The following is a 24,239-nucleotide window of genomic DNA, read 5'->3' as shown; positions in this document are numbered from 1 at the left end:
CGGACGGCATGGGCAGCGCCGAGGGAAAACAGACGACCGGATCGGGGCGTGCCACCTCGCGGGACGTCGCCCGGCTCGCCGGCGTGTCGCACACCGCGGTGTCCTTCGTGTTCAACGGCCGTGCCGAGGGCAACCTCTCGCCCGCCACCCAGGAGCGCATCCGGCAGGCCGCGGTCCAGCTCGGCTACCGGCCCGACCCCGTCGCCCGCGGTCTGCGCCGCAGCCGTACGGCCGTGATCGGGCTGGTCACCGACGAGATCGCCTCCTCGCCGTTCGCCGGGCGGCTGCTGCGCGGCGCCATGGACACCGCCTGGGCCGGCGAGCACCTGGTCCTCACCGTCGACTCCGGCGGCGACCCGGCCAAGGAGGACGCCGCGGTCGCCGAACTCCTCGACCGGCGCGTCGACGGCATCATCTACGCGGCCATGTCCCTGCGCCGCGTCCGGGTCCCCGAGGGACTGCACCGCACCCACTCCGTGCTGGCCAACTGCCTGCCCGAGGACGGCTCGCTGCCCGCCGTCATCCCCGCCGAGCGCGCCGGCGGCCGTACGGCGGCCCGGCTGCTGCTGGAGCAGGGACACCGGCGGGTCGCGCTCGTCGGCGGGCATGACGACATCGCCTCCGTGGAGCGGCTGCGCGGTTTCCGCGACGCGCTGCGCGCCGAGGGCATCACCGTGCCCAGGGACTGGGTCGTACGGACCGGAGGAGAGATCTCCGGCGGCTACGAGGGCGCCGTCCGCCTCCTCGACAGCGCCCCGGCCGACCTCCGCCCCACCGGGATCTTCACCTACAACGACCGGGTCGCGACGGGCGTCCTGCACGCCGCGACCCGGCTCGGGATCGCCGTCCCCGGCGACCTGTCGGTGGTGGGCTACGACGACCAGGAGCACATGGCCGCGCACCTGGCGCCCCCCTCACCACCGTCGCACTGCCCCACCGGGAGATGGGGGAGGCCGCCGCGCGGCTCCTCCTCGACTCCATCGCCACCGGCCGGACCCCGCCCGCCACCGTGCGGCGCCTGGCCTGCCCGGTGATCAGCCGCGCGTCGGTGGGACCAGCTCCCATCCGGTGACAGCCGCCCCGGACGACACCCTCAACTCCCGTATGTCGTCGGGCCGGTGGTAGACGCGCTCGGTGACCATGGCCCGGTCGCCGACGAACAGCTCGTACAGCGAGCCGTCGGCGAGGACACGCACCGTGAGCTCCTCCTCGGGCGGCACCCGCACCACGACCGGCGCCGGCGTCTCGGCCTCCTTGCGCGACCAGCCGGCCCGGTCGAGTGTCACGGTGCCCCCGTCCGGGTCCAGCCGGACCGTCAGCTCGGCGCCCGAGGACGACCGCAGCAGACTCACCGTGGTGTGACCACGGGCGCCGACCGTCAGGTCGTAGGCCGTCGGCAGCGCGGCCCGGCCCGGGGCGGTGACGAACGGCTCGGCGGCGTGCAGACGGTGCAGCTCCGGGGCCGGCGCCACCCGCAGCGCCCCGTCCGGATGGACGTCGACGACCCGAGGAGCGGTCAGGACGCCGGCCCAGTCGGCCTCGCCCTGGTCGCGGGCCTCCCACGACCAGCCCCACATCAGGGCCCGGTCCGGCTCCTGGAGCACGGCGGGCGCGTAGAAGTCGCGGCCGTGGTCCAGCAGGCCGCCCGCACGGGCGGAGAAGCGCAGGTCTCTGTCCAGACGTCCCGTCAGATAGCCGGTGGTCCACGGGTCGCCGTCCCACAGGGACACGACCAGCACCCACTCGCCGCCCCGCGTCGCGTACAACTGCGGGCACTCCCAGCCGGTCGCCCGGCCGCCGAACGCCGCCGCGGCGGCCGGGTCCCGGCCGTCCAGGAGCACACCCGCGAAGCGCCAGTCGGTCAGGTCGTCGCAGTCGTACAGCAGGACCGACGGCGTACCGTCGGCGTGCCCCGCGCCGACCAGCGCCCGGCGCCGTCCGTCGTGCCGGAAGACGAACGGGTCGCGGAACATCACCACGTCCAGGTCCGCGGGCGGGCCCGTCACCACCGGCGTCGGCAGGGCAGTCCACTCGGTCAGCGCGGGGTCGTCCGGATCCGCCGCCCGGGCCAGGCAGATCATGCCGAGCCCGCTGTGGTCACGGTCGACCCCGGTGTAGACGGCCGTCGGCACGCCCCCGTCGTCGACCACGCACCCGGACCAGCAGCCCGCCTCGTCCGGGCCGCCGGGGGTCGGGGCGAGGGCGATCGGATGGTGCTCCCAGTGGGCGAGGTCCGGGCTGGAGGCGTGGCCCCAGTGGACGTTGGCGTGCACCGGGGCGTCCGGGTTGTGCTGGTAGAAGAGGTGGTGGCGGCCGCGCCAACGGAACGGGCCGTTGGGGTCGTTCATCCAGTTGGCGGGCGGGCGGACCCGGAAGCGCGGGGCGTGCGGGTCCTGCGGGGGAGCGGCGAGGCTCAACGGTTGACTCCTGCGGACGTGATGCCCTCACGCAGAGGGCGCTGGCCGACGACGAACACGGCGACGGCGGGGATCATGGACAGGACGACACCGGCGAGCACCACGGAGACGGAGCCGGTGCCGAGGTTGCCCTGGAGGGAGACCAGGCCCAGTGGCAACGTGTAGTTCTGGCCCGACGTTTCGAGGATCAGCGGCCGGAAGAACTCGTTCCAGTGGTAGTTGAAGGCCAGGACGCCGACGATCGCGAGGCCCGGCGCGGCCAGCGGGGCGTACACCGACCGGAACGTCCGCCAGGGCCCGGCACCGTCCAGCATCGCCGCCTCGCCCAGGTCCTTGGGCATGCCCAGGAAGTACTGCCGCATCAGGAACGTGCCGAACGCCGTCGGGAAGGCCGGGATGATCAGCCCGAGCAGGGTGTCGGTCAGGCTCATCGACTTCAGGACCAGGAACACCGGCACGATCGTGACCTGCAGTGGCACCATCATCGTCGCCAGGACAAGGGCGAACAGCGGCTTCTTGAAGCGGAACTCCAGGCGGGCGAAGGCGTATCCGGCCAGCCCGGCCGTGATCATCTGGCCGACCGCGATCAGACCCGTGACCAGCGTGGAGTTGAGGGCGAGCAGCCACACGTCGATCTGGTCGAACACCCCCGGTACGCCTCGGTCGACGGGGCGGACGGAATGAGCTGCGGTGGCAGGTCGAACGCCTCGGCGGGCGTGCGCAGCGAGGTGGACACCGTCCCACACCACCGGCCGAGCGTGAGCAGGGCGCACACCGTCAGCCCGGCGATCCGCGCCCACGGCGCCAGCCCGTGGCGCGCACGGCTGAAGGACAGGGTTGCTTGGCTCAAGGGACTCACCCGGCTCACTGGTAGTGGACGAAACGCCGGCTGAGCCGGAACTGGAGGGCCGTGACCGCCATGATCAGCACGAACAGCAGCACACCCACCGCGGAGGCCTCACCGAAGCGGAGCTGCTCGAACGCGGTCTCGTAGATCACCATCACGACCGTGCGGGTCGAGTCGCCGGGACCGCCGTTGGTCAGGACGTACGGCTGCTCGAAGACCTGGAGGGCGTTGATGATGCCGACCACCGAGGCGACCAGCAGCGTCGGCGACAGCAGCGGCAGCGTGACGGTGAGGTGCTTGCGCAGGCCGGTCGCGCCGTCCAGGGCGGCGGCCTCGTGGATCTCCTTCGGGATGTTGTTCAGGCCGCCGACGAACAGCAGGAACGAGAAGCCGAACTGCTGCCAGACGTAGACCAGGACCACGGTCGTCATCGCCGCGTTCTCCGACGTCAGCCACGGCACCGGCGCGATCCCGACGAAACCGAGCAGCCAGTTGACCACCCCGAAGTCCTGGTTGAACAGGTATCATCACCACGAGATCGACGCGGCGGACAGCACCAGCGGGAAGAAGAACGCCGAGCGGAACACCGACCGCAGCCACACGGGCATCCGCCCGTTCAGGGTCAGCGCGAGCGCCAGCGCGACGAGCAGTTGCAGCGCCACCGCGAACACCATGAAGACGAGGGTGTTGCGGAAGGACACCAGCACGGTCTCGTCGCCGAACACCGCGCCGTAGTTGGAGCCGCCGGCGAAGCGCGGTTCGTCGATCACGTTCCAATGGAAGAGGCTCAGCACCACGAGCCGACGATGGGGACGACCGTGAAGACGACGATGCCGACGATCGTCGGGGCCAGGAACAGCGTGGCCAGCAGCCGGGTGCCGCGGTCGCGGGCCGAGGGACGCGGTGCGTCCTTGGCGGGCGGGGCCTTCGGCCGTTCGGCTCGCGCGGGCGGTATCTGGGTGTTCGTCATGCGTCACGCTCCATGGCCTTCTCCAGGTCGCCCTGCAACCGGCGCAGCGCGGGACGCACCGAGCGTGAGGAGGCCAGGGCCGTGCCGGTGTGCTTGAGCAGCAGCTGCTCGACCTCGGCGACCTGCGGCGGCGCCGGGATCGGTCCCGTGTCGGTCGAGGGTGTCGTAGAAGACCTGCCAGTGCGGCGGGCCGGTCTCCTCGTAGCGGCCGGCGGTCAGCATCGAGCGGCGGGCCGGGGTGGTCTGGTTCGTCGTGAACAGCTGGGTCAGGGTGTCCTTGCGGGCCGCGTACTTGATGAACTCCCAGGCCTCTTCCTGCCGCTTCGAGGTGCGCAGCAGCGCGTAGCCCGCCGCGCCGTACTGCATGCGCTGGGTGCGCCAGCGCGGGAAGTACTGCACGTCGAACCCGTCCCGCTCCATCCCCGCCAGATGCAGGCCGCCCGCCCAGAAGCCGCCCGCCGGGGTGACGCCGACCCGGCCGGTGGAGAACACGCCGATGAGGTTCTGGCCGTTGCCGCCCTCGGGGCGCGTGCACAGGCCGTCCCGCACGAGCGAGGCGAGATAGTCGTAGACCTCCTCCACCCGGTCGTGCGTGGCCTGCGGTGTCGTCCACCGGTAGCCGCCGCCGCGGCCCCTGCGTTGGCCGGCCGGGTAGAAGGAGTCCCACAGCCACTCGCCGCCGGGCGCCTTGGACTCCGCGAGCAGATTGGTGCCGTTGGCGAACAGCCAGGGCACCACACCGCCCCACAGCCGGTTGGTCCAGAAGTAGGGCGTGAAGCGCGAGCCGCTGGCCTGCTTCATGTCCCGCAGCAGCGACGTGAAGTCGTCGCGGGTCCAGTCGGCCGGCGGGTACTGTGCCCCGGCCCGCCGCAGCACCTGGCGGTTGAGGTACATGTCGGCCGCGTTGAACTCCACCGGCAGCTGGTAGAGGCTGCCCTCGTACATCATCGACTCCACCAGCGACGGGTGGACGTCGGCGAAGTACTCCTTCAGCTCGGCCGCGTCCCGCTTCACCCACTTGTCCAGGGCCACGCCGAGCCGCTGCGCGAACAACTGCACGCCCTCGGTGGCCACGTACACCAGGTCCGGGGCGGTGCCCGCGGCCACCTGCGTGAGGATCTTCGCGAAGAAGTCCGACCAGTCCACGGCCTGCACGGCGTTGATCTGGAGCTTGATGTCGGGGTGCAGCTCGCGGAAGCCCTCGCGCGCAGCGTGCGGATGGCCTCCGGCCCGTAGGCGGGGCCCAGGGTGGCGACGACGAGGGAGCCGTCGTCACGGCCGGGGATGTCGGCTCCGGTGAGCCGGTCCCAGCTCGCGGCGGTGCCGCCCAGGGCGGCGGCCCCCGCGCCGTAGGCGCCGTACCGCAACAGGGTGCGGCGGGTGAGGTGCGAGTCGGTCATCGTGGGGCCTAACTCGTGTTAGTCGAGGACTGATGCCCCAGATGATGTGAGCGCCGCCCAGACGTGTCAAGACCGCGCGACCGCTTGACCTTTAACGAGTTAGGTCCCACAGTCCTGATGCACATGAGCCACCGTTTCCGACGAGAGGAACCAGGTGTGATGCGCGGGATCACGAGGAGAGCCCTGTTCGCCGGGTCGGCCGTGGGCACGGCCGGCGCGTTGCTGCCCGCCGCGGCGGGCCCGGCCGCGGCCAGGCCCCGGAACGGCTGTGCGAGCTACCGCGCGGCCTACCACTTCACCGTCCCCGAGCAGTGGAAGAACGACCCGCAGCGTCCGGTCTGGATCGACGGCGCGTATCACTACTACTACCTGCACAACGCCGACTATCTGTCCGGCGCGATCGGCACCGCCTGGCGGCTGGCCACCAGCACCGACCTGGTCTCCTTCACCGACCGGGGGATCGCCGTGCCCAAGGACACCACCCCCAACGGCGATGTCTGGTCGGGCTCGGCGGTGGTCGACACGGAGAACACGGCGGGCTTCGGGGCGGGAGCAGTCGTCGTCCTGGCCACGATGTCGCCGCACGATGGTCCGAGCGACCAGGCGCAGTACCTGTACTACTCCACCGACGGCGGCCGGACGTTCACCCCGCACGGCACCGACCCGGTGCTGCCCAACCCGGGCGTGCGCGACTTCCGCGACCCGAAGGTGATCCGCGACGAGGAACGCGGCCGGTGGGTGATGACCCTCGCCGAGAACGACAAGGTGGGCTTCTACCACTCCGCCGACCTCAAGTCCTGGACGTACGTGGGCGGCTTCGTCAGGAGCGGGATCGGCGTGCTGGAGTGCCCGGACCTGTTCCGGATCCGCGCCGCGGACGGCACGGCCAAGTGGGTGCTCGGGGTGAGCGCCAACGGCAAGGGAGCCGGGCTGCCCAACACGTACGCGTACTGGACCGGCTCCTTCGACGGCAGCGCCTTCACGGCCGACGCCGAAGAGCCGCAGTGGCTCGACCACGGCTGGGACTGGTACGGGGCCGTCACCTTCGAGAAGCGGACGGCGGACGGCGCCGTCGACGAGCGGACGCGCTACGCGATCGGCTGGCTGAACAACTGGGACTACGCCCACATCACGCCCACCATCGACAGCGACGGCTTCAACGGCACCGACTCGATCGTCCGCGAGATCACGCTGCAGCGCGCGGCCGACGGCACGTACCACCTTGCGTCCCGGCCGGTCGCCGCGCTCGACCGGTACGTCTCCCGCACGGTGCCGCTCGGCGACCTGGTGGTCGAGGGCACCCGCGTCCTCGACTACCGGGGCACCGCCTACGAACTGACCTGCGAGATCACCTGGGACCAGCTCACGGGCGCGGGAGTGCAACTGCGGCGCTCCCCGGACGGCGTCCGGCACATCGACGCCGGCGTCCACCGCGACTACGCCTACCTCAACCGCCGCCCCACCGTGTCACCCGACCTGTCGGGCAGATGGCAGGAGAGCCGGAGCCCCTTCGACCCGGCCCGGCGCACGGTGAGTCTCCGCATCCTGGTCGACCGCACATCCGTGGAGCTGTTCCTCGACGACGGCCGGTACGCGCACGCGTCGGCGGTCTTCCCGTACCTGATCGACACCGGACTCGCGCTGTTCACGGTCGACGGGAGGGCGGTGTTCCGGAACACCATGATCCGGGAGTTCCAGGTGTGAGGGGCGCTGGTGCGGTGTCGCCCCGGACGGGGATCGCTGTCACGATCTTCCGGAAGGCACGACCACGCCCACGACCAGCGGAGTGCGCATGACGACGGACAGCCCGATGACGGACGAGGCGGTGCGGGACGCCGGGGTGGAGGTGCAGCCGGTCGCCGGGCACATCGGCGCCGAGATCGGCGGCGTCGACCTGGCCGCGGACCTCGACGACGCCGTGGTCGCCGCGATCAGGGCGGCGGTGCTCCGTTGGAAGGTGGTGTTCTTCGAGGGCAGCGGCTGGACCACGCCGGGCATGTGGCGTTCGCGCGGCGCTTCGGGGAACCGGTCGTGCTGCCGCGGCGGGGGAAGGCCTCGCCGCCGGACTTCCCCGAGATCGAGACGACCGCCGACCGGCTGGAGCTGGGCGGGCGGTTCGGCATGGAGCACGACGAGTGGCTGCGGCGCCGCCGCCACACCCTGCTGCGCGGCTGGCACTGCGACCACGGCGCCCGCGTCGATCCGCCCGCCGCGACGATCCTGCGCGCCGAGACCGTGCCGCCCTACGGCGGCGACACCACCTGGTCGAACCTCGCCGCGGCGTACGCCGGGCTCTCCGCGCCGCTGCGGGAGTTCGTCGACGGCCTGCGGGCCGAGCACCGGCTCGGCGTCGGCTATCAGCCCCGGCCCGGTGACGACGCGTACGTCCGGCACCTGCTGGACCGTCAGGTCGCCTCGCTGCACCCGTTGGTGCGGGTCCACCCGGAGACGGGCGAGCGGATTCTCTACGTCAACGGCTACTACGTCGAGCAGATCGCCGGCCTCTCCCGGCCCGAGAGCGGCGCGATCCTGGAGATGCTGCTGGAGCAGGCTGTCCGGCCCGAGTACACGGTCCGGTTCCGCTGGGAGCCGGGCAGCGTGGCGTTCTGGGACAACCGCGCGACGATGCATCTGGCTCCCGGCGACACCGCGCACCTCGACCATCCGCGGATCATGCACCGGGTGATGCTCGCCGGGGACGTGCCCGTCGGGGTGGACGGCAGGGCGTCGGAGCCGATCACCGGGACGGCACCCGGGCGCTGGTGACCTGTGCGGGGTCGGCGGGTCGGCCGGGGATGCGCCGTTTCCGGGGCGACCTGGTCCGGCCGGGGTACGCCGCACGGGGCGAGTCGGACGCCACGGCCTTCTCCGGGAAGCCGCCTGGGACTCCGCGGCGGTCTGCTCCTGGGCCGGGGAGGCGGGCGGCGCCTCCGGGGCGACCCGGGGCGCCGGGTGCGATTGGCGACTTCGCGGTGGTTGTGGGGCGGGGCCGCGCCCGGGGTGTTCGTCCTCGGAACGGCGCGATGGGGTCGGATGCCGACTGACTCCCCGTTGACGCGCCAACCGCTGCGGGCGGACACTCCCGACCCGTCCCCTTCCATGGGTCGGTGGCTGCCGGGTGACCCGGTCGGCGTCGACGGTCTCCAGCGCGCCGCCTCCGGGTGACTTCGTCTGCCGGGGGTGGGCCGCATCTGGGGTGGCCTGGTCCGGCGGGGGTGCGCCGCTCCTGGGGTGACCTCCTCTGCCGGGGGTGCGTCGCACCCGGGGTGACCCGGTGGGCCGGGATGTGCCGCCTTCCGGGTAACCTGACCCGCCGGACACGCCCCGCCTCCCGGCCGCACTGTTCCGCCGGAGGCCTACGCGCCCGGTCGCCACCCCAGCGCCGGGCCGAGCCCGGTCGCCATGTCGGTGAGGATCTGGACGTAGTCCTCGTGCTCGAAGGTGAACGGCAGCGCGAACGCGACCTCGTCCACCTCCCCGAACGCGGCGTGCGCGTGCAGCCGTTCGGCGATCTCCTCCGAGGTGCCCACCAGGTCCGGCGCGAACAGCAGCCGGGCCGGGCCCTGTGGTGTGGCTGTACGGGGAGTGCGCTCGGCGGAGTACTTCTCGTAGCGGGCGCGCTGCTCGGGTGAGGCGGAGTCCGTGGGGATGACGACGAGGCCCTGCGAGACGCGGGCGGCATCGCCGTCGGGGTGGGCGGCCCGGAAGGCCCGGATGTGGGAGAGCTGGATCTGCGCGAAGTCGTGGGGCCCGTCGGGGCCTTCGGCCTTCACGACGCTGCTGGTGAGGAGGTTCATGCCGTGCTCGCCGGCCCACCGGGACGACCGCAGGCTGCCGCCGCCGTACCACATGCGGCGGCCCAGGCCGGGGGAGTGGGGCTGTACTTGGTCGGAGAAGGTCTCGAACCCTTCCGTCCCGCTGAAGTCCGTCGCCGGCTTGCCCCGCACGAAGTCCAGCAGCCGCTCCACCCGCCCGTGGCCGAAGTCCTCGGCATCGGCCGTGTCCGGGTAGAGCGCGCCCTTGACCTGGTCGAAGTGCATCGGCGGGCCCACGCTGACGCCCGGATTGAGCCGGCCCCCGGACAGCAGGTCGACGGTGGCCAGGTCCTCGGCGAGGCGCAGCGGGTTCTCCCAGCCGAGCGGGGTGACAGCGGTGCCGAGTTCGATGCGGCGGTGCGCTGCGAGGCCGCGGACAGGACGGCGACGGGGGAGGAGATGCCGTACTGGAGATGGCGATGGCGCACCCACGCGCTGTCGAAGCCGAGCCGCTCGCCCAGCTCGATGATCTCCAGCGTCGACTCGTGGCCGCGCCGCGGATCCGCCTCGTCGAACAGCCCGATCGTCAGGAAGCCCAGTTTGCGCAGCGGTCGTGGGGTCGGTGGCACGGGCGCTCCATCGTTGAATGTTCAATGGTGTATGGCTGTGCCAACCCGGTAGCGGCCCGTGCTGTTCCCGCTGCGTCAGGGGCGGCGTCACCGGGTCAGCGCAGCGGGATCGTCACCTCGTCCTCGACCGGCGGGGCGAGTTCCTGCGCGCGGTTGCCGGTGGCCGCGTAGCAGCGCAGCCGGACCGCCTCCGGGGAGACGTCCAGGCGCAGGAAGCACTTGAAGAACGGCGGGCTGTAGGTGCCGAGCTCGGCGAGAACAGCGACGTGTAGATCTTGCGCACGGGCAGCCGGAACCGCTTGGCCCGGTCGCGGCGGCCGGTCCGAGCAGCCCGGCGACCACCGGACGCGCCGGGTGACGCGGGTGGCCGCGCCCGGGACACGGGTCGGCGGGATGCCCAGGCGCTCGGCGATCACGGCCGTCGCCTCCGCCTCGGTGAGCGTGAAGAAGCGGGCAAGCGCAGGCGGCGGCCGTAGAGCCGGCTGTAGAAAGGCGAGGGAGTCGCCGCGCAGCGGATAGCAGCGGAAGTCCCGCTCGGTCACGTTCGCGACGTTGACGCGGGGATGGTGTGGGTGGCGTGCATGAACGCCCCGCCGCCGCCGGCGACCACGTACTGGAGGGTACGTCCGTCGTCCAACCGGACCGGGTAGCGCTGGTAGTTGTGGATGTCGCCGCCGATCGCCGCACGTAGTGGTGCGCCGGGTCGCGGACTATGTCGTCGACGGCGCCGCCCCTTCGATGGCGCACGGCTCGTGCCTGCCGTCCACGTACAGGGGCGACCCGGTGACCAGGATCTTCGGGCGGGGTCCCTGGGAGACCTCGCGCAGCCAGGCGCCCTGTTCGGCGTCGAGGGTGCCCAGGCCCGTGTCGATGCCTATGATCCGCACGGGTCCGGCGTCGATCGCCCAGTACGGGCCCGGCTGGACGGCCTGCTGGGCGGGGGCGGACCGCAACGCGCGGGCCTCGGCGAGGCGTTGACCGTCGTCCGGACGCGGCCGGTGCCACAGCAGGGACCGCAGCCAGGCCCGGGTCAGGGGACGCGGCGGGGCTCGGGCGGCAGCGGAGGGGTCGTCGCAGAAGACGCGCATGAAGCCGCCGAGGTCCTCGTACCAGTCGTGGTTGCCGGGTATCGCGTAGATCGGCGCCTGGTAGTCCCGTATGGGCGGAAGAACTTGGTGTCGTAGTCGTCCGCGCTGCCCACCGGGTAGATCACGTCACTGGCCAGCACGGCGAAGCGGGTGTCCTGACCGGTCTTCAGAAAGCCGGGCACGACGGCGTACTGGGGGTCGTCACCCTCGCCGGTGTCGCCGATGACCAGGAAGGAGAACCGGTCCGGGTCGTCGCGCCGGATCACCTTGTCGGCCGGTGCGCCGGCGGCCGCACGCTGTGCCACCCACCGGCCGCGGGTGCGGCCGGTGGGGTCCCCGAACCAGGAGGCCAGCACGCCGTTGCGGGCGGCCCACAGCATCTTCGGGTCCAGCCAGGAGATCTTCTCGACCTTCGGAGGCATCAGCTGCTGGTACGCGCCGCGTTCGTCGGTGCCCCAGCCGGCGCCTTCGGCGGTATCGCGTGAGGAGTCAGACACCGCTGCACCGTAACAATGATCTACGAGCCGTCCGCAGGCGGGTCGTTCACCGGCCGCGGGTGGGCGAGTCCGTGTCGTGCCATGAAGAGCGCGGCGCGGGAATGGAGTTGGCACCCGGACGCCGGCGGAGGTGCCCGGGGGCGGAGCGGGGGCCCGGTTCCCGGCGCGCTCGCCGTGTACCAGCAGCGGGTCGAACATGACCACGACCCCGGCCAGCAGCAGGAAGACGACCGGCCCCAGCAGCATCGGCAGCAGCAGGGACAGGGGCGAGTCGCCCTCCCACGTCCCGCCGGTCGTGTCGTGCACATGGACGCTGACGGCGGCCATGCCCGTGTAGTGCATGCCGGACACCGCCACGCCCATCACCAGGCTCGCCCAGAGGCTCGTCAGGAAGCCGCGGATCGTGACGGCCGACCACAGCGCGGCGGTCGCGGCGGCGATGGCGATCAACACGGACAGGACGACGCCGACCGGGTCGTAGCCGATGTCGCCGTGCAGCCGCATCGCCGCCATGCCCAGGTAGTGCATGGCCGCCACCCCAGTCCCGTGACGACACCCGCGACCGCCAGGGTGCCACGGCCCGTGCCGCGATAGCCGACGATGAACACGCCGATGCCCACAACGGCGACGGCCACGACGAGACTGAGCACCGTCGTGGCCGCGTCATAACGGACCCGGGTCTCCTCCACGTGGAAGCCGATCATGGCGATGAAGTGCATCGTCCAGATGCCGCACCCGATGGAGGCGGCGCCTAACGCCAGCCAGCCGGGCTTCCACGACCGCGTATCGAGCAGCGAGCGCACGATGCACCGCAGCCCCAGCGCCCTCCCAGACAGGCCATCAGATAGGCCGCCACTGGAGTCACCGCACCGTAGCGGAACCCGTCGACCGTGCCGTCCATGAGTCAACTCCCCCCGAGTCATGGCTGGTTTTCAGCAAGGTCTACGCGCAGGGATCGCGGGAAAGCAAGCCCTTACCGTCGGTAGGACGCCAACTTCTGTTGACCAGGAGTCGATTGAGGTCAGAATGTGCGCTTCAGCAGGTCGAGCAGGGCCGACCAGTGCCGCTCGTCGGCCTCCTTGTGGTAGGACGCGGTGTCGGCCTGCGTGAAACCGTGGGGCGCACCGGTGTACACCTCGCACCGGTGGCGGACGCCCGCCGCGGTCAGGGTCTCCTCCAGGCGCTCGATCTGCTCCCGGGGCAGCGAGGGGTCCTGGTCGGCGTGGCCGAAGTACAGTTCCGCGGTGACCTTGCCGGCCACCAGGTGCGGACTGTCCGGCGTGTCCGTCGCCAGCCGCCCGCCGTGGAAGCCGGCCGCGGCCGCGACCCGCTCCGGGTAGGTCCCGGCCGTGAGCAGCGACAGGCGCGCCCCCATGCAGTAGCCGGTCACCGCGACCGGGCCCTCGGCCACCACGGGCGACTCGGCCAGCAGACGCAGATAGGCACCGGCGTCCCGCATCGCCAGTTCGGGCGTCAGGGCCCGCATGACCGGCATGATGCGCTCGAATATCTCCGGCCGCGCCCCCGGGTCGATGAACTCCGGCAGATCGAACAGCGGGGCCCGGCCGTGCCGGTAGAACACGTTGGGCACCAGCACCGTGTAGCCCTCGCCGGCCAGCCGGTCGGCCATGGTGCGCAACTGGGGACGCAGGCCGAAGGCGTCCATGTAGAGCAGGACCGCCGGGTGGGCGGCCCCGTCGGCGGGATGCGCCAGATACGCGTCGGCGGTGCCGTCCTCGGTGGGGATGTCGACAGCGGTTCCCTGTACGGCGGTCATGGCTGTGCTGCCTCTCTGGGGGGTGTCGGCCAGGAACCCGTCCGCGTGACCGGGCGGATCACGGGCATCGTGACACGCCGCTTCCCGGGGCATTTCGCCCACCCCCGGCACCCGGCGCAACCGTGAACGCCCCTTGGCGCGCGCTTTACTCGAACCGTGACGTGTCGCCCGCCCCGTGCCGCACGATCTCGGCCTCCCCGCCGGAGAAGTCGATCACCGTCGTGGGCTCGGTTCCGCAGTCACCGGAGTTGACCACCCCGTCCAGCACGTGGTCGAGCAGGTCCTTGATCTCCCAGCCCTGCGTCATCGGCTCCTCCTCGCCGGGCAGCAGCAGGGTGCTGGACAGCAGCGGCTCGCCGAGCTCGGCGAGCAGGGCCTGGGTGACGACGTGGTCGGGGATCCGCACGCCGACCGTCTTCTTCTTGGGGTGCTGGAGCATGCGCGGCACCTCCTTCGTCGCGGGCAGGATGAACGTGTAGCTGCCGGGCGTCGACGCCTTGATCGCGCGGAACACGTCGTTGTCGATCCGCACGAACTGGCCGAGCTGCGCGAAGTCCTGGCACACCAGGGTGAAGTGGTGCCGGTCGTCCAGCTTGCGGATCGTCCGGATCCGCTCGATGCCGTCACGGCTGCCCAGGCGGCAGCCCAGTGCGTAACAGGAATCCGTGGGGTAGGCGACAAGAGCGTCCGCACGGATGCTGTCGGCGATCTGGCCGATGGTGCGGGGCTGGGGGTTGTCGGGGTGCACGTCGTAGTACTTCGCCATCCGTCGAGCTTATGCCGCCCGCGGGGTGCGGCGACGCAGGGTGGGGTGTCGGCCCGTGGGCGGGTGCGGGGGGCGTCCGCCCGGGAAGAGAGCGGGGACGTGTGAGGTAACGTCCCCGACCGGTGCGCCGGAGGCGGTGCGAGGAGCGAGGGGAAGGCCGAGGTGGCTGGCCGAGAGGACGGGAACCGGCAGCAGGAGACACCGGCCGGGCCGGGTCCGGGGTGGGCGGAGGAACTGCTCGAGCACCTGCGCCCGGCAGGGCGCCACGTGGGCAGGGTCGTGAGCTGGCTCGCCGGTGCCGTGCGCGGGTCCGTGGCCCTTCAGGACGCAGCCGGGAACCTCATGGCCGGAACCCGGCTCCCGCTGGACGAAGGCCTCGTCAGGGACATCACCGCCGGCCGGATCGCCTCCGCCGCCTGGGAGAGCCGGGAGCGCCATCTGCGCCTGGTCCGGGTGGAGCACCCCTCCCACGCCTGCGTCCTGGCCGTCTCCCGCGAGACCCCCTTCGACCGCGGGCCTCCGACGTCGTCACGCACACCGCCCAGGTGATCGAGCTCCTGCTGGCCGCGCGCGAGTCGACCGCGGCCGGACACCGGCTCCGGCGAGCCACCTCCGACCTGCGCCTGGCGATCCTGCAACTGCTGATGGTCGAGGACACCATCGCCGCCCGCCGCGTCGCCGCCGGGCTCTGGCCCGGACTGCTCGACGCCGACACGGCGTGCGTGTACGTCGTCGAGTCCGACCCCGCCCTACGCGACCGGATCGCCGAGGAGTGCCTGGACAGCACCAGGGAGGACGCCCTGGTCGTGCGCTGCCCGGCCATGGCCGGGCACGTGATCGTCGTCAGCCTCCGCGACACCACCGACGAGGCCCTGCGGTCACTGGCCGACCGGCACCCGGACATCTTCCTCGGCGGCAGCGTCCGGCAGAGCCTCGCCCGGACCGCCACCGCCTACGGGCAGGCCGTCAGCGCCCTCGCCGTCGCCCACTTCCGTCCCGACAAGACCGCGCTCTACGCCGAGCGCACCCACCCCGAACGCCTCATGGACCCGGAAGGGCTGCGCGCCTGGACGGCCCGGGTGCTGCGCCCCCTCGACACCCTGCCGCACCACACCCGCGCCGAACTCCTCGCCACCACCCGCCTCGGCCTGGAGTTCACCGCCGTCAACGCTGCGACGGTCCTCGGCGTCAGCCGCAACACGGTCCGCGCCCGCATGGAACGCGTGGAAGCCCTGCTCGGCACCGACTTCGCCGACCTCGCCGTCCGGGCCGTCGTCCACCTTGCGCTCAACACTCAGATCGGCCTGTCCGACGCCGAGTTCACCGACGGCACCGCGAACTCCACCCTCCGGCTCTCCGACCTGCTGTCCGGGCCGGCCGTGCGCACCTGGGGGCAGGACCTGCTGGGCCGGCTGGACCCGGACGCCAGGAACCCGCGCCGGACGCTGCGCACCTGGATCGCCGCCGGCGGCAACGCCGAACGGGCCGCGCAGGCCCTGGGCATGCACGCGCAGACGGTGCGCGAGCACGTGCGCAGCGCCGAACCCGTCCTGGAACGCCAGCTCCTCGCCGGGGGCACCGACCTGTACGAGGTCGTGCTGGCCCACCTGTCCGTCGGTGACCTCGACGTGCCGGTTTTCCACCGCCTCAACTGACCGGTTCGCCTCCGTGGCAACCGGTTGGCCAGGTCGGGCGGGACGAAACCGGGCCATCCGGACTCAGCTGTGCACGGGTGAGCCCTGTTGAGCGTGCAACGGGCATCGACGCGATTCACAAGGCCTCTGCCCTGGACGTAGGTTCGACGAACCGCGGGGGCTCGACCGGAACGGGGGACCGGTCGCGCTCCCGCGAGCTGCCCGGTGAGGCGGTCTCCCTCCTGTTGCCTCAGCCCCGCAGCCGCACCGGGATCTCCTGCCAGCCGAAGGCGATGAAGGACGACACCTGCCGCAGGCCCTCGTCACCGGTGGCCAGGCTCAGGCCGGGGAACCGGTCGAACAGCGCCGGCAGCGCGGTGAGCGCCTCCAGGCGGGCCAAGGGTGCCCCGATGCAGCGGTGGACCCCGATCCCGAACGCCAGATGGTCGTCGGCTGCGCGCGTGGCGTCGAACACGTCGGCGTCCGGGCCGTAGTGCTCGGGGTCGAGCCCCGCGGCGGCGTACGTCGTGAGGATGGCGTCTCCGGCCGGGATCGTGACGTCGCCGACGGTGAGGTCCGTGACGGCGAACCGCAGCGGCAGCGACGCGATCGACGGGTGCGCGCGCAGCGTCTCGTCGACGACGGCGTCCCAGCCGATCTCCCCGGACCGTACGGCGGCGAGCTGCTCGGGGCGGCGGAGCAGGGCGACGGCCGCGTTGCCGATGAGATTGACGGTGGTCTCGAAACCGGCCCCGATGACCAGCAGCAGCGTGTACAGCAGCTCCTCGTCGCTGAGCCGGTCGCCGTCTTCGTCCCGGACCCGGATCAGCTCGGTGGTCATGTCGTCGCCGGGGTGCGCGGCCTTGTGGGCGATCAGCGCGGGCAGCACCGTGCCGATCTGCCGCTGGACGGACGCCGCGTGCTCGGGGCTCGGGTCGGTGGTGTCCATGATGGCCGCGATCATCCGGCTGGTGTCCTCGCGCAACGCGTCGGGGACGCCGAACAGTTCGCAGATGATCCGCATCGGCAGGGGACGGGCGAGCCCTCCTTGATGTCCACGACCTCGGCGCCGGCCGCGTCGAGCGCGTCCAGCAGCTCCGCGGTGACGGCCTCCACCCGGGGCCGCATCGCCTCGGTGCGCCGGTGTGTGAAGCTCGGCGCCACCAGCTTGCGCAGCCGCCTGTGGTCCGCACCGTAGGCGGTGAACATGTTGACCACGCCCACCCAGCTCACGATCCAGCCCCAGGACGGATGTTCGCCGAGCTCGGGCCACAGCCGCCAGTGCACCCGCGGGTCCTTGCTGACCCGCGGGTCGAGGATGAGTTCCTTCAGCGTGTCGTAGCGCGTGGGCGCCCAGGCGGGGATCCCGCCGGGCAGCTCCACGGGCACGATCGGGCCGAGGGCGCGCAGCCGGGCGCTCTCGCCCGCGATGTCCGCGCCGAAAGGGTCGAGTGCGATGCGGTCGGTCACGGTCACGGTCGTCCTCCTGGCTGATCGGGGGAGCGGGGAGTGAAACGGACGGGCAGCGCCGTCAGCGAGCGGTGGAAGGGGCCGGGCCGCCAGGTGAGACGTTCGCGGGGCAGTACGGGTTCCAGGTCGGGCAGCCACTGCGTGAGCCGTTCGATCGCCTCGGTGGCGATGAGCAGCGTGTGCTGCTTGACCGGGCAGGCGTGCGGCCCGCCGACCAGGACAGGTGGGAGGCGTCGCCCGGGTGCCGGTCCGCGCCGCGCTCCTGCTCGGTGGCCTGCGCCAGTGCCCCGTACGAGATCACCACCGGTACCGCCGCCCTGATCCACACACCGTGGAAGGTGACGGGCGTGCGGGCGTAGTGGATGCCGTAGTTGGCGAGCGGCGTCTCGTGGTGCAGCACCTCCAGCACCGCGTCCGTCACCGGGCGGGCGCCGCTGGTCAGCGTCGAGTAGTAGGCCGGGTTGCCGAGGATCCTGGACAGCGCGTTGGACACCAGGTTGGCCGTCGGCTCGTGTCCCGCGCCGAGTGTGAGGAACACCTGCCAGGTGACCTCCTCGGGGGTCAGCCCCGCCGGATGGTCCAGGAGCCAGCTCGGCAGGTCGTCGCCGCGCCGCTCGGTCTTGGCCGCGATCAGCTCCAGCACGTACCCGGCGTACTCCGCCTCGCCCTGCGCCGCCTGCGCGCCGCCCTCGATCAGCTTGCCGAGCGCGGCGTCGAGCCGGTCGCTCGCGCTGTCCGGCAGCCCGAACAGGCTGTTGAACACCAGCGCCATCAGCGGCCGGTGAACTCGCCGACCAGGTCTGCCTCGCCGCGCGGTCCGATCCGGCTCACCAGCAGATGCACCGCCCGGTGCACCCGGGCCCGCAGGTCGTGCGGCTCCACCAGGTCGAAGGCGTCGATCAGCGTGGTGCGGTAGCGGATGTGGGCGGCACCGTCGGCGAACAGGGTGTTGGGCCGCCAGCGCATCATCCCGAGCACGGGGGAGTCGACGGGGACGGTCGCCTGCCACGGCCGGGGATCGTGCGAGAACGTCTTCGTGTCGTGCAGCAGATCCAGCGCCGCCCGCCGGTCCGTGACGACGTACGCCGGCACACCGGGCGCCAGTTCCGCCCAGCCGATCGGCCCCTGGGCGCGCAGGGCGGCGTAGTACGGGTGGGGATCGCGGGCGAAGCCGCCCTCCCAGGCGGACGGGCGCCGCGAGACAGAAGGCCTGCTCGGCAGGGGACGGTTGGGTCACCGGTGCTCCGCGGGTCGGTGGTCGATCAGGTGCTGGACGAGGGCGAGCAGGGAGTCGATCGAGGAGTCCGCCTCGCGCGCGTCACAGGTCACCATCGGGGTCGTCGGTTCCAGGTCCAGGGCGGCGCGCAACTGCTCGGGCGTGTGGTGGCGGGGCGCGTCCGGAAAGGTGTTGAAGGCGACCGCGTACGGCAGCCCGGTCTCCTCCACCAGCCCGAGCACGTCGAACGAGGCGTCGATCCGGCGGGCGTCGACCAGCACGAGCGCGCCGAGCGCCCCGTGGGCGATGTCGTCCCACAGCGACCGGAACCGCTCCTGGCCGGGCGTGCCGAACAGATACAGCACGATCCCGCCCGGCAGGCTGATCCGGCCGAAGTCGATGGCGACCGTGGTGGTCGACTTGTCCCGGACCCCGGCGAGATCGTCGACCTGCGCGGACGCCTCGGTGAGCTGCTCCTCCGTGTGCAGCGGGCGGATCTCCGAGACGGAGCCGATCAGGGTGGTCTTGCCCACTCCGAAAGGCCCCGTGACCAGGATCTTCACCAGGTCGCGGGCGGTGTCCGGGAGATGGATACCGCCGCCGGCGGCGGTGTCAACGGTGCTTGAGGTCGCGGAGGCCATCGGCCACTCTCTTCAGCAGGTCGGGGTCGAAGCGCCGGGCGGGCGGGATCGGCGCGCGGGCCAGTACCAGGTCACGGTCGATGAGGTCGGCGGCCAGCACCAGCACGGCGGAGACGGGCAGCCGCAGCAGGGCCGCGGCCTCCACCACCGTCAGCGACCCGTACTCCAGCTCCTCCAGCAGGGCCGCCTGCGCGGCGGGCAGATCGGCCGGGGCCGGCTCGCCGCTGCCGGTGAGGACCGACAGCCGCTCCAGATGGGCACGGCTGGGCCGCGCCACCCGCCGGTCGACAGATACGCGGGAACCAGGGACGGCCGCCTCGGCGGCCGGTCATGCCGGCGTGTCGCCGTCGGCACCTCGGGGCCCGGCGGCCATCGCCTTCTCGCCGAGCCGCGCGACCTGCGAGTGCACCCGGTGCGCGAGCAGATCCAGGCGTACCTCGGGATCGCCGTACGCGGCCACGCAGGTGCCGTGGTCCGTCGGCACGATGAGCACATAGCCGTGGTCCGACTCGATGACGACCTGCCGGATGTCGGCCCGGTCGGTGTCGGCGAACGCCGCCGCCGCGGTACGGCACGCGCCCTGCACGGTGCTGGTGATGGCGGCGACCCGCTCGGCCGACGGCTGCGACAGCGCGTCGGTGTAGCCCGTCACGAGTCCGTCCCGGGTGAGCAGGACGGCGGCCACGACGTGCGGCACCTCCAGGACCGGTTCGAGCACCCAGGCCGTGTCCCCCGTCGCGCGGCTGGTCATCGAGCCGTTCCCCCTTCGTGGTCGTTCCGGTCTCGGCCGGTGTCGTCGGTCGCTCCGTCGGCCGTGGTCGCGGCCGGGACATCATCAGGTACGGCTGGAACGGCGCCGGTGTTCGGCCGGGCGGCAAATCGTGCGGCCGCCGTGCCGGACTGGAGGGCGCCGAGGGCGGCGGCTGACTCCTCGGGGCGCCGCGGCCGGCGCTGTGGTGCGGGTGCGGGTGCGGGTGCGGGGGCCGGGGCGCCCGGCGGGGCGTTGCCCGGCTGCGGCGACGCCGCTGGGGGAGGGCGCCGGTGTCGCGGGGCCGTGGTGGCCGGAGGCCGGGGTGGAGGCCTGGTCGTCCTGGTCCGTGCCGTAGCCGTGATCGTCGGACGGGGTGGGGTGGGCGGCGGTGGTGGTGGTGGACGGCGGCTCGGGCTTCCGGGACGCGGGGGACGGCTCGGAGCCGTTGGAGGCGGTGGCCGGGGCCGGTTCGGATGCGCGGGCCTGGGCGGCTTGGGCGGCAGGGGCCGGACGGCAGGGGCGAGGCGTCCGGTCCGGCGCCGCGGGGCGAGGAGACGCCGCGGGACGTTGCGGCATCGGAGCGCGGGGCGGCACCGGAGGGCGTGGCGGCACCGCCCGCCGTGTCCCGCTCCGCTCTGCGCGTCGACCGCGGGGCGCTGGCCGCCGGAGGCAGTTCGTCGGATCGATCCGCGTCAGCAGGTGACTGTCGACCCGCAGCACCGCCCGCACCCCGCCGTACGGGGACGGGGAGGACAGGTCCACGCTCAGATCGAACTGCCGGGTCAGCTGGCCGATGGCGGCGAGTCCCATGCGCGGCGGGTCGCCGAGCTCGGTGAGCAGGATCGGTTCGGAACCGGCCACCATCCGCTGGGCACGGGCCCGTTCGTCCTGAGTCATGCCAGCCCGGCGTCGTCCACGGTGACACAGACACCGTGGTGGACGGCCTCCAGGTTGACCACCACGTCGGTGTCGGGCGCGGAGTGCCGCAGCGCGTTGTCGAGGAGCTCGGCGACGATGATGGCGACCGGCTCGACGGCGTGGGACACCAAGGCCGTGCCCGCCTCCAGGTGGTTGTGGACCCGGACGCGCCGGTAGCCCGCGAGCCGGGCCTGACCGCCCGTCACCGCGTCCACCAGATGGGACTCCTCCGGGCCAGTCCCACCCAGGCCCCGCACACCACCGCGGCGATCTGCGCGCGCCGCAGGGACTGCTCGTTCTCGTGGTCCAGCTCGAACAGGGTCTGCGCCAACTCGGGGTCGTCGTAGCGCTGTTGCAGACCGCGCAGGGCGTCCTGGAGCCGGTAAAGCGCCGCCTGGATCTCCCGGGTGGCCCCGCGCATCCCGGCCTGCGCGCGGCGTCGATCCGGGTGCGCTGCGCGGCGAGTTCGGCCTGCAGTCCCTTCAGTACCTGCTCCAGCGCGAGACCCAGGGGCGAACCGGCGAGCTGCGGGCTGAGCGGGCCGGGCACGGCGACGTGGGATGGGCCACCTGCCGGGCCGCTGCGGGCACGCGCCCGCCGCCAGGTGCTCGACCTCGGCCGTGAACGCCCGGTGGTGCCGTCGAGTTGCGCGCGCAGTGCGGCCGTCTTGGCGCGCTGCGCGGCCAGTTGCCGCCGTGAGCGCAGCAACCCGCCACCGAGGGCGAACGCGGACAGTGTGCCGACGGCGAGACCGCCGACGACCAGGTCCGGTAATTCGATCATCGAGTCGAGTCCAGGTCAGAGTCGGGCAGGGCGGAGTCCGAGGTGCTCTCACGAGCCACCCGCAGCACAGTACACACCGTCATCGACCGATCTCGCACGGTGGAGCGGCACTTCGTTCGGAAAGTGACCGGTCTCTGTTCGCTTCTGTGGCAACTGTCGGGATTGCCTTACAGCGCAGGGGAGTTGGCGGTGCGTACGGGTCTGGCCACCCGGTCGGCGGTCTACTCGGCGAGGGTGTGATCGGGACGTCACGGAACGTGATGCGGGCGTGCTGTGTGTCCGACCGGAGGACGGGTACCCGTCCGGCGCCTGAAGAGGTCCGCTCCGCAAGAAGGAGGTCCGAATGACCAGCGAGACGGAGACCGGCGGCGTGACCGGTACGCAGGACAAGGACTACAACCTGATCTGGTACGTCGAGGCGTGCCTGAACAACGCCCTGCGTCTGGAGAGCTACATCCAGGACGCGGAGCGCGCCAAGGACACCGAGGTCGCCGACCTGTTCCGCAAGGCCCAGGCGGACAGCCGCAAGGGCGCCGAACTGGGCAAGGCGCTCCTGCGCGCACGCCTCAACGGCGGCTGAGGCCCAACGCGGCCGCACGGCCCGGACACCGCCCGCCGGCGGGGGTCCGGGCCCGTTTCGTGCCCGGCGGCGGAACTACCCGGCCGCCCGGCTCAGCCGGCGTAGACCCTGCCCTCCTTCACTACGTACTCGGCCGGCTCGGAGCAGCCGAGCGACGGCGTCAGCAGCAGGCTCACCGTGAGCGGCGCGGGCTCCGTGCTCGCGGTCGAGAACTCGCAGACGACACCCTTGCCGGTGAGCGGGTACCAGAACCAGCCGTCCACGTCGCCCACGGTCACGCGGTCCGACTCCTTCCAGGCGCCGCCGGACTGCGTGTAGACCTGGAGACGCACCGAGGCGGCGTACTCGTCCTCCGTCGAACGCAGCGCCGTGAGCGTGATCCTGTAGTCGGAGCCGAGGACGGACGAGGCGATCTGCCGGGTCTGCGGTGCGGCGGTGCCGGCGTTCGACGCCCCGGCGCCGGCGGCTCCGAGGGCGGCCGCCATCAGGACGGTGAGGGCTGCGGTCGCGCCGCGGCGGGTACGGCTGCGGGCCAGGCTCATGTGTTCCCCCGTTGGAACGTGTCGGGACGGATTGTTCCTTTCGGTGACGAAGACACCTGACGCCGACCAGAGGTTGTGCGGGGTCGGTGCCGGAGGTTGTGCGGGGTCGGAGCCGGAGGTGGTGAGAGGTCAGAGCCGGAAGACCCGGCCCACCCGCTCGGTGAGTTCGTCCTCCGACATCGTGAGATCGACGGTGACGGTGGGCAGCCGGAGGCGTGCGGTCTCCTCGCGGAGGTGTTCCGTGAACATGTGGTCCCGTGCGGCGATGTTGCGGTTCGCCCGCTCCGGGTCACTGGTCCGGCCGGTGAAACCCCCTCCCGGCGTGGCCCGGTTCGTGACCGCGGCCTGCCGGAACTCCGGTGTGGGCAGGAGCCAGACGGCGTGTCCGGGCTCGGTGAGCAGGGGTTGCACGAGGTGCGGCAGCAGGCGGAAGCCCTCGACGACGACACACGTCTCCCGAGGCATGCGCAGCAGGTCCTCGACGATCAGCCCGAAGCCCTCACCACGAAACCAGTGGAACGTCCGGAGCATGGTCTCCGGAGACCGGTTCACCCAGCGCTCGTCCATGTCCATGGCCATGAACTCGTGCAGCAGCGGGGCCTCGTCGGGCGTGGTCCGGCGGGCGTGATCCCCCATCACGTCGTCGGTCGCGTAGAGATGCCAGCCGTGCCGCTCGGCGAGCCTGCGGGCGATCGTGGACTTGCCCGCGCCGCTACCGCCCCCGATCCAGTAGACGTGCCGCATGCCTCTGCTCTCCCGTGATCGCGCTCTGATTGTCAGTGGCGGATGCCACGATGCCGACAGCTCACCATTGCATCCCGGACGAGAAGGAGCTGATCGTGCGCAGGCCGGTCGAGGGAGAAGTCCATGTGCACTACGGCCAGATCTACGTCGAGACCGATCCGGACAGCTTCGGGCCGGACCTCGCGGAGGCGTTCGCCGGGCAGAGTGCGGGACTGTGCGGGGCGGCGACACCGGGCGCTCTGTGGCTGAGCACCGGCCTGCACACCGGCGACGTGGGCTTCACGGTCGAGGTGCACGAGCAGGCGCCGCCGCTGGATCCGGCCTGGGAGGACGTGGTGGAGGTGTCCTTCCGTCCGGTGTCGGCGGACAGCGCACTCGTGGAATGGGGAGGGGGAGCCTCCTGGCCGCTCGATCTGGAGCAGACCGACCACCGGGTGCGGTACTGCGCCAGGGGAATGGACCAGGCGAGCGAGCGGGACACCCGCCTGGACGGCGAGCCGCAACTCGACCGCTACCTACTCCAGTTCTGGCCCGCGCCGCCCGAGCCGGACCGCGTCCTGAAGCAGACCTCGCGGATCGCCGCCTACTGGCACCGCTACGCCGCGAACTGCCGCCGCCTCCCACACCGGCCGAACGCGCCGAAGCCGAACGCCAGGCCCGCCTCGCGCAGGAGACGGCGCAGCGGGAACGCCGGCTCGCCTTCGAACGATGGCAATGGGGCGGACAGCTGCCGAGCCAGGCCCTGCGCGACGTCGGCGGCAATGTCCGCGGCCTCCTCGAATTCGACCCCGCCCTGCTCCACGCGATCGACGCC

General features: G+C 72.2%; 13 protein-coding genes and 12 pseudogenes. 5 read left to right on the top strand and 20 right to left on the bottom strand.

What is annotated here, in order from left to right; all coding sequences use genetic code 11:
- Nucleotides 1-8: 8 nt before the first annotated feature.
- Nucleotides 9-1,072, top strand: a pseudogene (locus PV963_RS00725) (LacI family DNA-binding transcriptional regulator).
- On the opposite strand, the gene PV963_RS00720 reads toward PV963_RS00725, so the two are convergent.
- From PV963_RS00720 to PV963_RS00705, 4 genes and pseudogenes are all read right to left on the bottom strand, one after another.
- A complete protein-coding gene (locus PV963_RS00720; protein ID WP_274813691.1) occupies nucleotides 1,035-2,417 on the bottom strand; it encodes a glycoside hydrolase family 32 protein in 1,383 nt (460 codons plus the stop codon). The pseudogene PV963_RS00725 and the gene PV963_RS00720 sit on opposite strands and share 38 nt — an antisense overlap.
- Nucleotides 2,414-3,267, bottom strand: a pseudogene (locus PV963_RS00715) (carbohydrate ABC transporter permease). The gene PV963_RS00720 and the pseudogene PV963_RS00715 overlap by 4 nt, the downstream one beginning before the upstream one ends.
- 14 nt (nucleotides 3,268-3,281) lie before the next feature.
- A pseudogene (locus tag PV963_RS00710) lies at nucleotides 3,282-4,234 on the bottom strand (carbohydrate ABC transporter permease).
- Nucleotides 4,231-5,634 (bottom strand): annotated as a pseudogene (locus tag PV963_RS00705) (extracellular solute-binding protein). Before PV963_RS00705 ends, PV963_RS00710 begins: the two co-directional pseudogenes overlap by 4 nt.
- A 159-nt stretch (nucleotides 5,635-5,793) precedes the next feature.
- Between PV963_RS00705 and PV963_RS00700 the strand changes: the two are divergent.
- Together PV963_RS00700 and PV963_RS00695 are read left to right on the top strand one after the other, a co-directional pair.
- Nucleotides 5,794-7,338 carry a glycoside hydrolase family 32 protein gene (locus tag PV963_RS00700; RefSeq protein WP_274813690.1) on the top strand — a complete coding sequence of 515 codons (1,545 nt, stop codon included), beginning with the start codon at nucleotides 5,794-5,796 and terminating at the stop codon, nucleotides 7,336-7,338.
- Nucleotides 7,339-7,426: 88 nt separating this feature from the next.
- A pseudogene (locus tag PV963_RS00695) lies at nucleotides 7,427-8,400 on the top strand (TauD/TfdA dioxygenase family protein).
- 590 nt (nucleotides 8,401-8,990) lie between these two features.
- On the opposite strand, the pseudogene PV963_RS00690 reads toward PV963_RS00695, so the two are convergent.
- The 5 genes and pseudogenes from PV963_RS00690 to PV963_RS00670 all read right to left on the bottom strand — a co-directional run bounded on the left by PV963_RS00690 (nucleotide 8,991) and on the right by PV963_RS00670 (nucleotide 14,146).
- Nucleotides 8,991-10,018, bottom strand: a pseudogene (locus PV963_RS00690) (LLM class flavin-dependent oxidoreductase).
- 95 nt (nucleotides 10,019-10,113) lie between these two features.
- Nucleotides 10,114-11,603 (bottom strand): annotated as a pseudogene (locus PV963_RS00685) (metallophosphoesterase family protein).
- Nucleotides 11,604-11,732: 129 nt separating this feature from the next.
- Nucleotides 11,733-12,504, bottom strand: a pseudogene (locus tag PV963_RS00680) (MHYT domain-containing protein); the annotation flags it as partial.
- Between the two features lie 120 nt (nucleotides 12,505-12,624).
- The gene (locus PV963_RS00675) at nucleotides 12,625-13,380 is read right to left on the bottom strand and encodes a dienelactone hydrolase family protein (RefSeq protein WP_274813689.1); all 756 of its coding nucleotides are present in this window, start codon (nucleotides 13,378-13,380) and stop codon (nucleotides 12,625-12,627) included.
- A 145-nt stretch (nucleotides 13,381-13,525) separates the two neighbouring features.
- Entirely contained in the window at nucleotides 13,526-14,146 is a 621-nt protein-coding gene (locus tag PV963_RS00670; protein WP_274813688.1) for an L-threonylcarbamoyladenylate synthase, read from the bottom strand.
- A gap of 162 nt (nucleotides 14,147-14,308) precedes the next feature.
- Here PV963_RS00670 and PV963_RS00665 point away from each other — a divergent pair.
- Nucleotides 14,309-15,801, top strand: a pseudogene (locus PV963_RS00665) (helix-turn-helix domain-containing protein).
- A 229-nt stretch (nucleotides 15,802-16,030) separates the two neighbouring features.
- On the opposite strand, the pseudogene PV963_RS00660 reads toward PV963_RS00665, so the two are convergent.
- The 8 genes and pseudogenes from PV963_RS00660 to PV963_RS00625 all read right to left on the bottom strand — a co-directional run bounded on the left by PV963_RS00660 (nucleotide 16,031) and on the right by PV963_RS00625 (nucleotide 21,197).
- Nucleotides 16,031-17,256 (bottom strand): annotated as a pseudogene (locus PV963_RS00660) (cytochrome P450 family protein).
- A pseudogene (locus PV963_RS00655) lies at nucleotides 17,253-18,487 on the bottom strand (cytochrome P450). Before PV963_RS00655 ends, PV963_RS00660 begins: the two co-directional pseudogenes overlap by 4 nt.
- The gene (locus PV963_RS00650; protein WP_274813686.1) at nucleotides 18,484-19,107 is read right to left on the bottom strand and encodes a GTP-binding protein; all 624 of its coding nucleotides are present in this window, start codon (nucleotides 19,105-19,107) and stop codon (nucleotides 18,484-18,486) included. Before PV963_RS00650 ends, PV963_RS00655 begins: the two are co-directional and overlap by 4 nt.
- Nucleotides 19,079-19,439: pseudogene (locus tag PV963_RS00645) on the bottom strand (DUF742 domain-containing protein). The gene PV963_RS00650 and the pseudogene PV963_RS00645 overlap by 29 nt, the downstream one beginning before the upstream one ends.
- Nucleotides 19,436-19,858 (bottom strand): roadblock/LC7 domain-containing protein, encoded by a 423-nt coding sequence (locus PV963_RS00640; protein ID WP_037673550.1) that lies wholly within the window; start codon nucleotides 19,856-19,858, stop codon nucleotides 19,436-19,438. The pseudogene PV963_RS00645 and the gene PV963_RS00640 overlap by 4 nt, the downstream one beginning before the upstream one ends.
- A gap of 84 nt (nucleotides 19,859-19,942) precedes the next feature.
- Nucleotides 19,943-20,755 (bottom strand): hypothetical protein, encoded by an 813-nt coding sequence (locus PV963_RS00635; RefSeq protein WP_274813683.1) that lies wholly within the window; start codon nucleotides 20,753-20,755, stop codon nucleotides 19,943-19,945.
- The gene (locus PV963_RS00630; protein ID WP_274813682.1) at nucleotides 20,752-20,991 is read right to left on the bottom strand and encodes an ATP-binding protein; all 240 of its coding nucleotides are present in this window, start codon (nucleotides 20,989-20,991) and stop codon (nucleotides 20,752-20,754) included. Before PV963_RS00630 ends, PV963_RS00635 begins: the two co-directional genes overlap by 4 nt.
- A complete protein-coding gene (locus PV963_RS00625) occupies nucleotides 20,979-21,197 on the bottom strand; it encodes a hypothetical protein (RefSeq protein ID WP_274813681.1) in 219 nt (72 codons plus the stop codon). Before PV963_RS00625 ends, PV963_RS00630 begins: the two co-directional genes overlap by 13 nt.
- A 705-nt stretch (nucleotides 21,198-21,902) precedes the next feature.
- On the opposite strand from PV963_RS00625, the gene PV963_RS00620 reads away from it, so the two are divergent.
- A complete protein-coding gene (locus PV963_RS00620) occupies nucleotides 21,903-22,139 on the top strand; it encodes a hypothetical protein (RefSeq protein WP_274813680.1) in 237 nt (78 codons plus the stop codon).
- A gap of 92 nt (nucleotides 22,140-22,231) precedes the next feature.
- Here PV963_RS00620 and PV963_RS00615 read toward each other — a convergent pair whose 3' ends face one another.
- The 3 genes from PV963_RS00615 to PV963_RS00605 all read right to left on the bottom strand — a co-directional run bounded on the left by PV963_RS00615 (nucleotide 22,232) and on the right by PV963_RS00605 (nucleotide 24,227).
- Nucleotides 22,232-22,681, bottom strand: coding sequence for a hypothetical protein (locus PV963_RS00615; RefSeq protein WP_274813679.1), 450 nt, complete (start codon nucleotides 22,679-22,681; stop codon nucleotides 22,232-22,234).
- Between the two features lie 129 nt (nucleotides 22,682-22,810).
- Nucleotides 22,811-23,425, bottom strand: coding sequence for a hypothetical protein (locus PV963_RS00610; protein WP_274813678.1), 615 nt, complete (start codon nucleotides 23,423-23,425; stop codon nucleotides 22,811-22,813).
- Between the two features lie 595 nt (nucleotides 23,426-24,020).
- On the bottom strand, nucleotides 24,021-24,227 hold the full coding sequence (locus PV963_RS00605) for a hypothetical protein (RefSeq protein WP_274813677.1): 207 nt from the start codon (nucleotides 24,225-24,227) through the stop codon (nucleotides 24,021-24,023).
- Nucleotides 24,228-24,239: the final 12 nt, after the last annotated feature.

Source organism: Streptomyces coeruleorubidus (genome assembly GCF_028885415.1).
Lineage (GTDB): Bacteria > Actinomycetota > Actinomycetes > Streptomycetales > Streptomycetaceae > Streptomyces > Streptomyces coeruleorubidus_A.
Note: the sequence above shows the minus strand (reverse complement) of the source record. Positions and strands in the feature narration are given on the sequence as shown.

What these genes read in the sequence shown, in the direction of transcription:
- PV963_RS00625 (WP_274813681.1), bottom strand. Translation starts at nt 21,197, where the DNA reads ATGCGCGGGGCCACCCGGGAGATCCAGGCGGCGCTTTACCGGCTCCAG.
- PV963_RS00635 (WP_274813683.1), bottom strand. Translation starts at nt 20,755, where the DNA reads ATGACTCAGGACGAACGGGCCCGTGCCCAGCGGATGGTGGCCGGTTCC.
- PV963_RS00640 (WP_037673550.1), bottom strand. Translation starts at nt 19,858, where the DNA reads ATGACCAGCCGCGCGACGGGGGACACGGCCTGGGTGCTCGAACCGGTC.
- PV963_RS00615 (WP_274813679.1), bottom strand. Translation starts at nt 22,681, where the DNA reads ATGAGCCTGGCCCGCAGCCGTACCCGCCGCGGCGCGACCGCAGCCCTC.
- PV963_RS00620 (WP_274813680.1), top strand. Translation starts at nt 21,903, where the DNA reads ATGACCAGCGAGACGGAGACCGGCGGCGTGACCGGTACGCAGGACAAG.
- PV963_RS00610 (WP_274813678.1), bottom strand. Translation starts at nt 23,425, where the DNA reads ATGCGGCACGTCTACTGGATCGGGGGCGGTAGCGGCGCGGGCAAGTCC.
- PV963_RS00700 (WP_274813690.1), top strand. Translation starts at nt 5,794, where the DNA reads ATGCGCGGGATCACGAGGAGAGCCCTGTTCGCCGGGTCGGCCGTGGGC.
- PV963_RS00675 (WP_274813689.1), bottom strand. Translation starts at nt 13,380, where the DNA reads ATGACCGCCGTACAGGGAACCGCTGTCGACATCCCCACCGAGGACGGC.
- PV963_RS00670 (WP_274813688.1), bottom strand. Translation starts at nt 14,146, where the DNA reads ATGGCGAAGTACTACGACGTGCACCCCGACAACCCCCAGCCCCGCACC.
- PV963_RS00650 (WP_274813686.1), bottom strand. Translation starts at nt 19,107, where the DNA reads ATGGCCTCCGCGACCTCAAGCACCGTTGACACCGCCGCCGGCGGCGGT.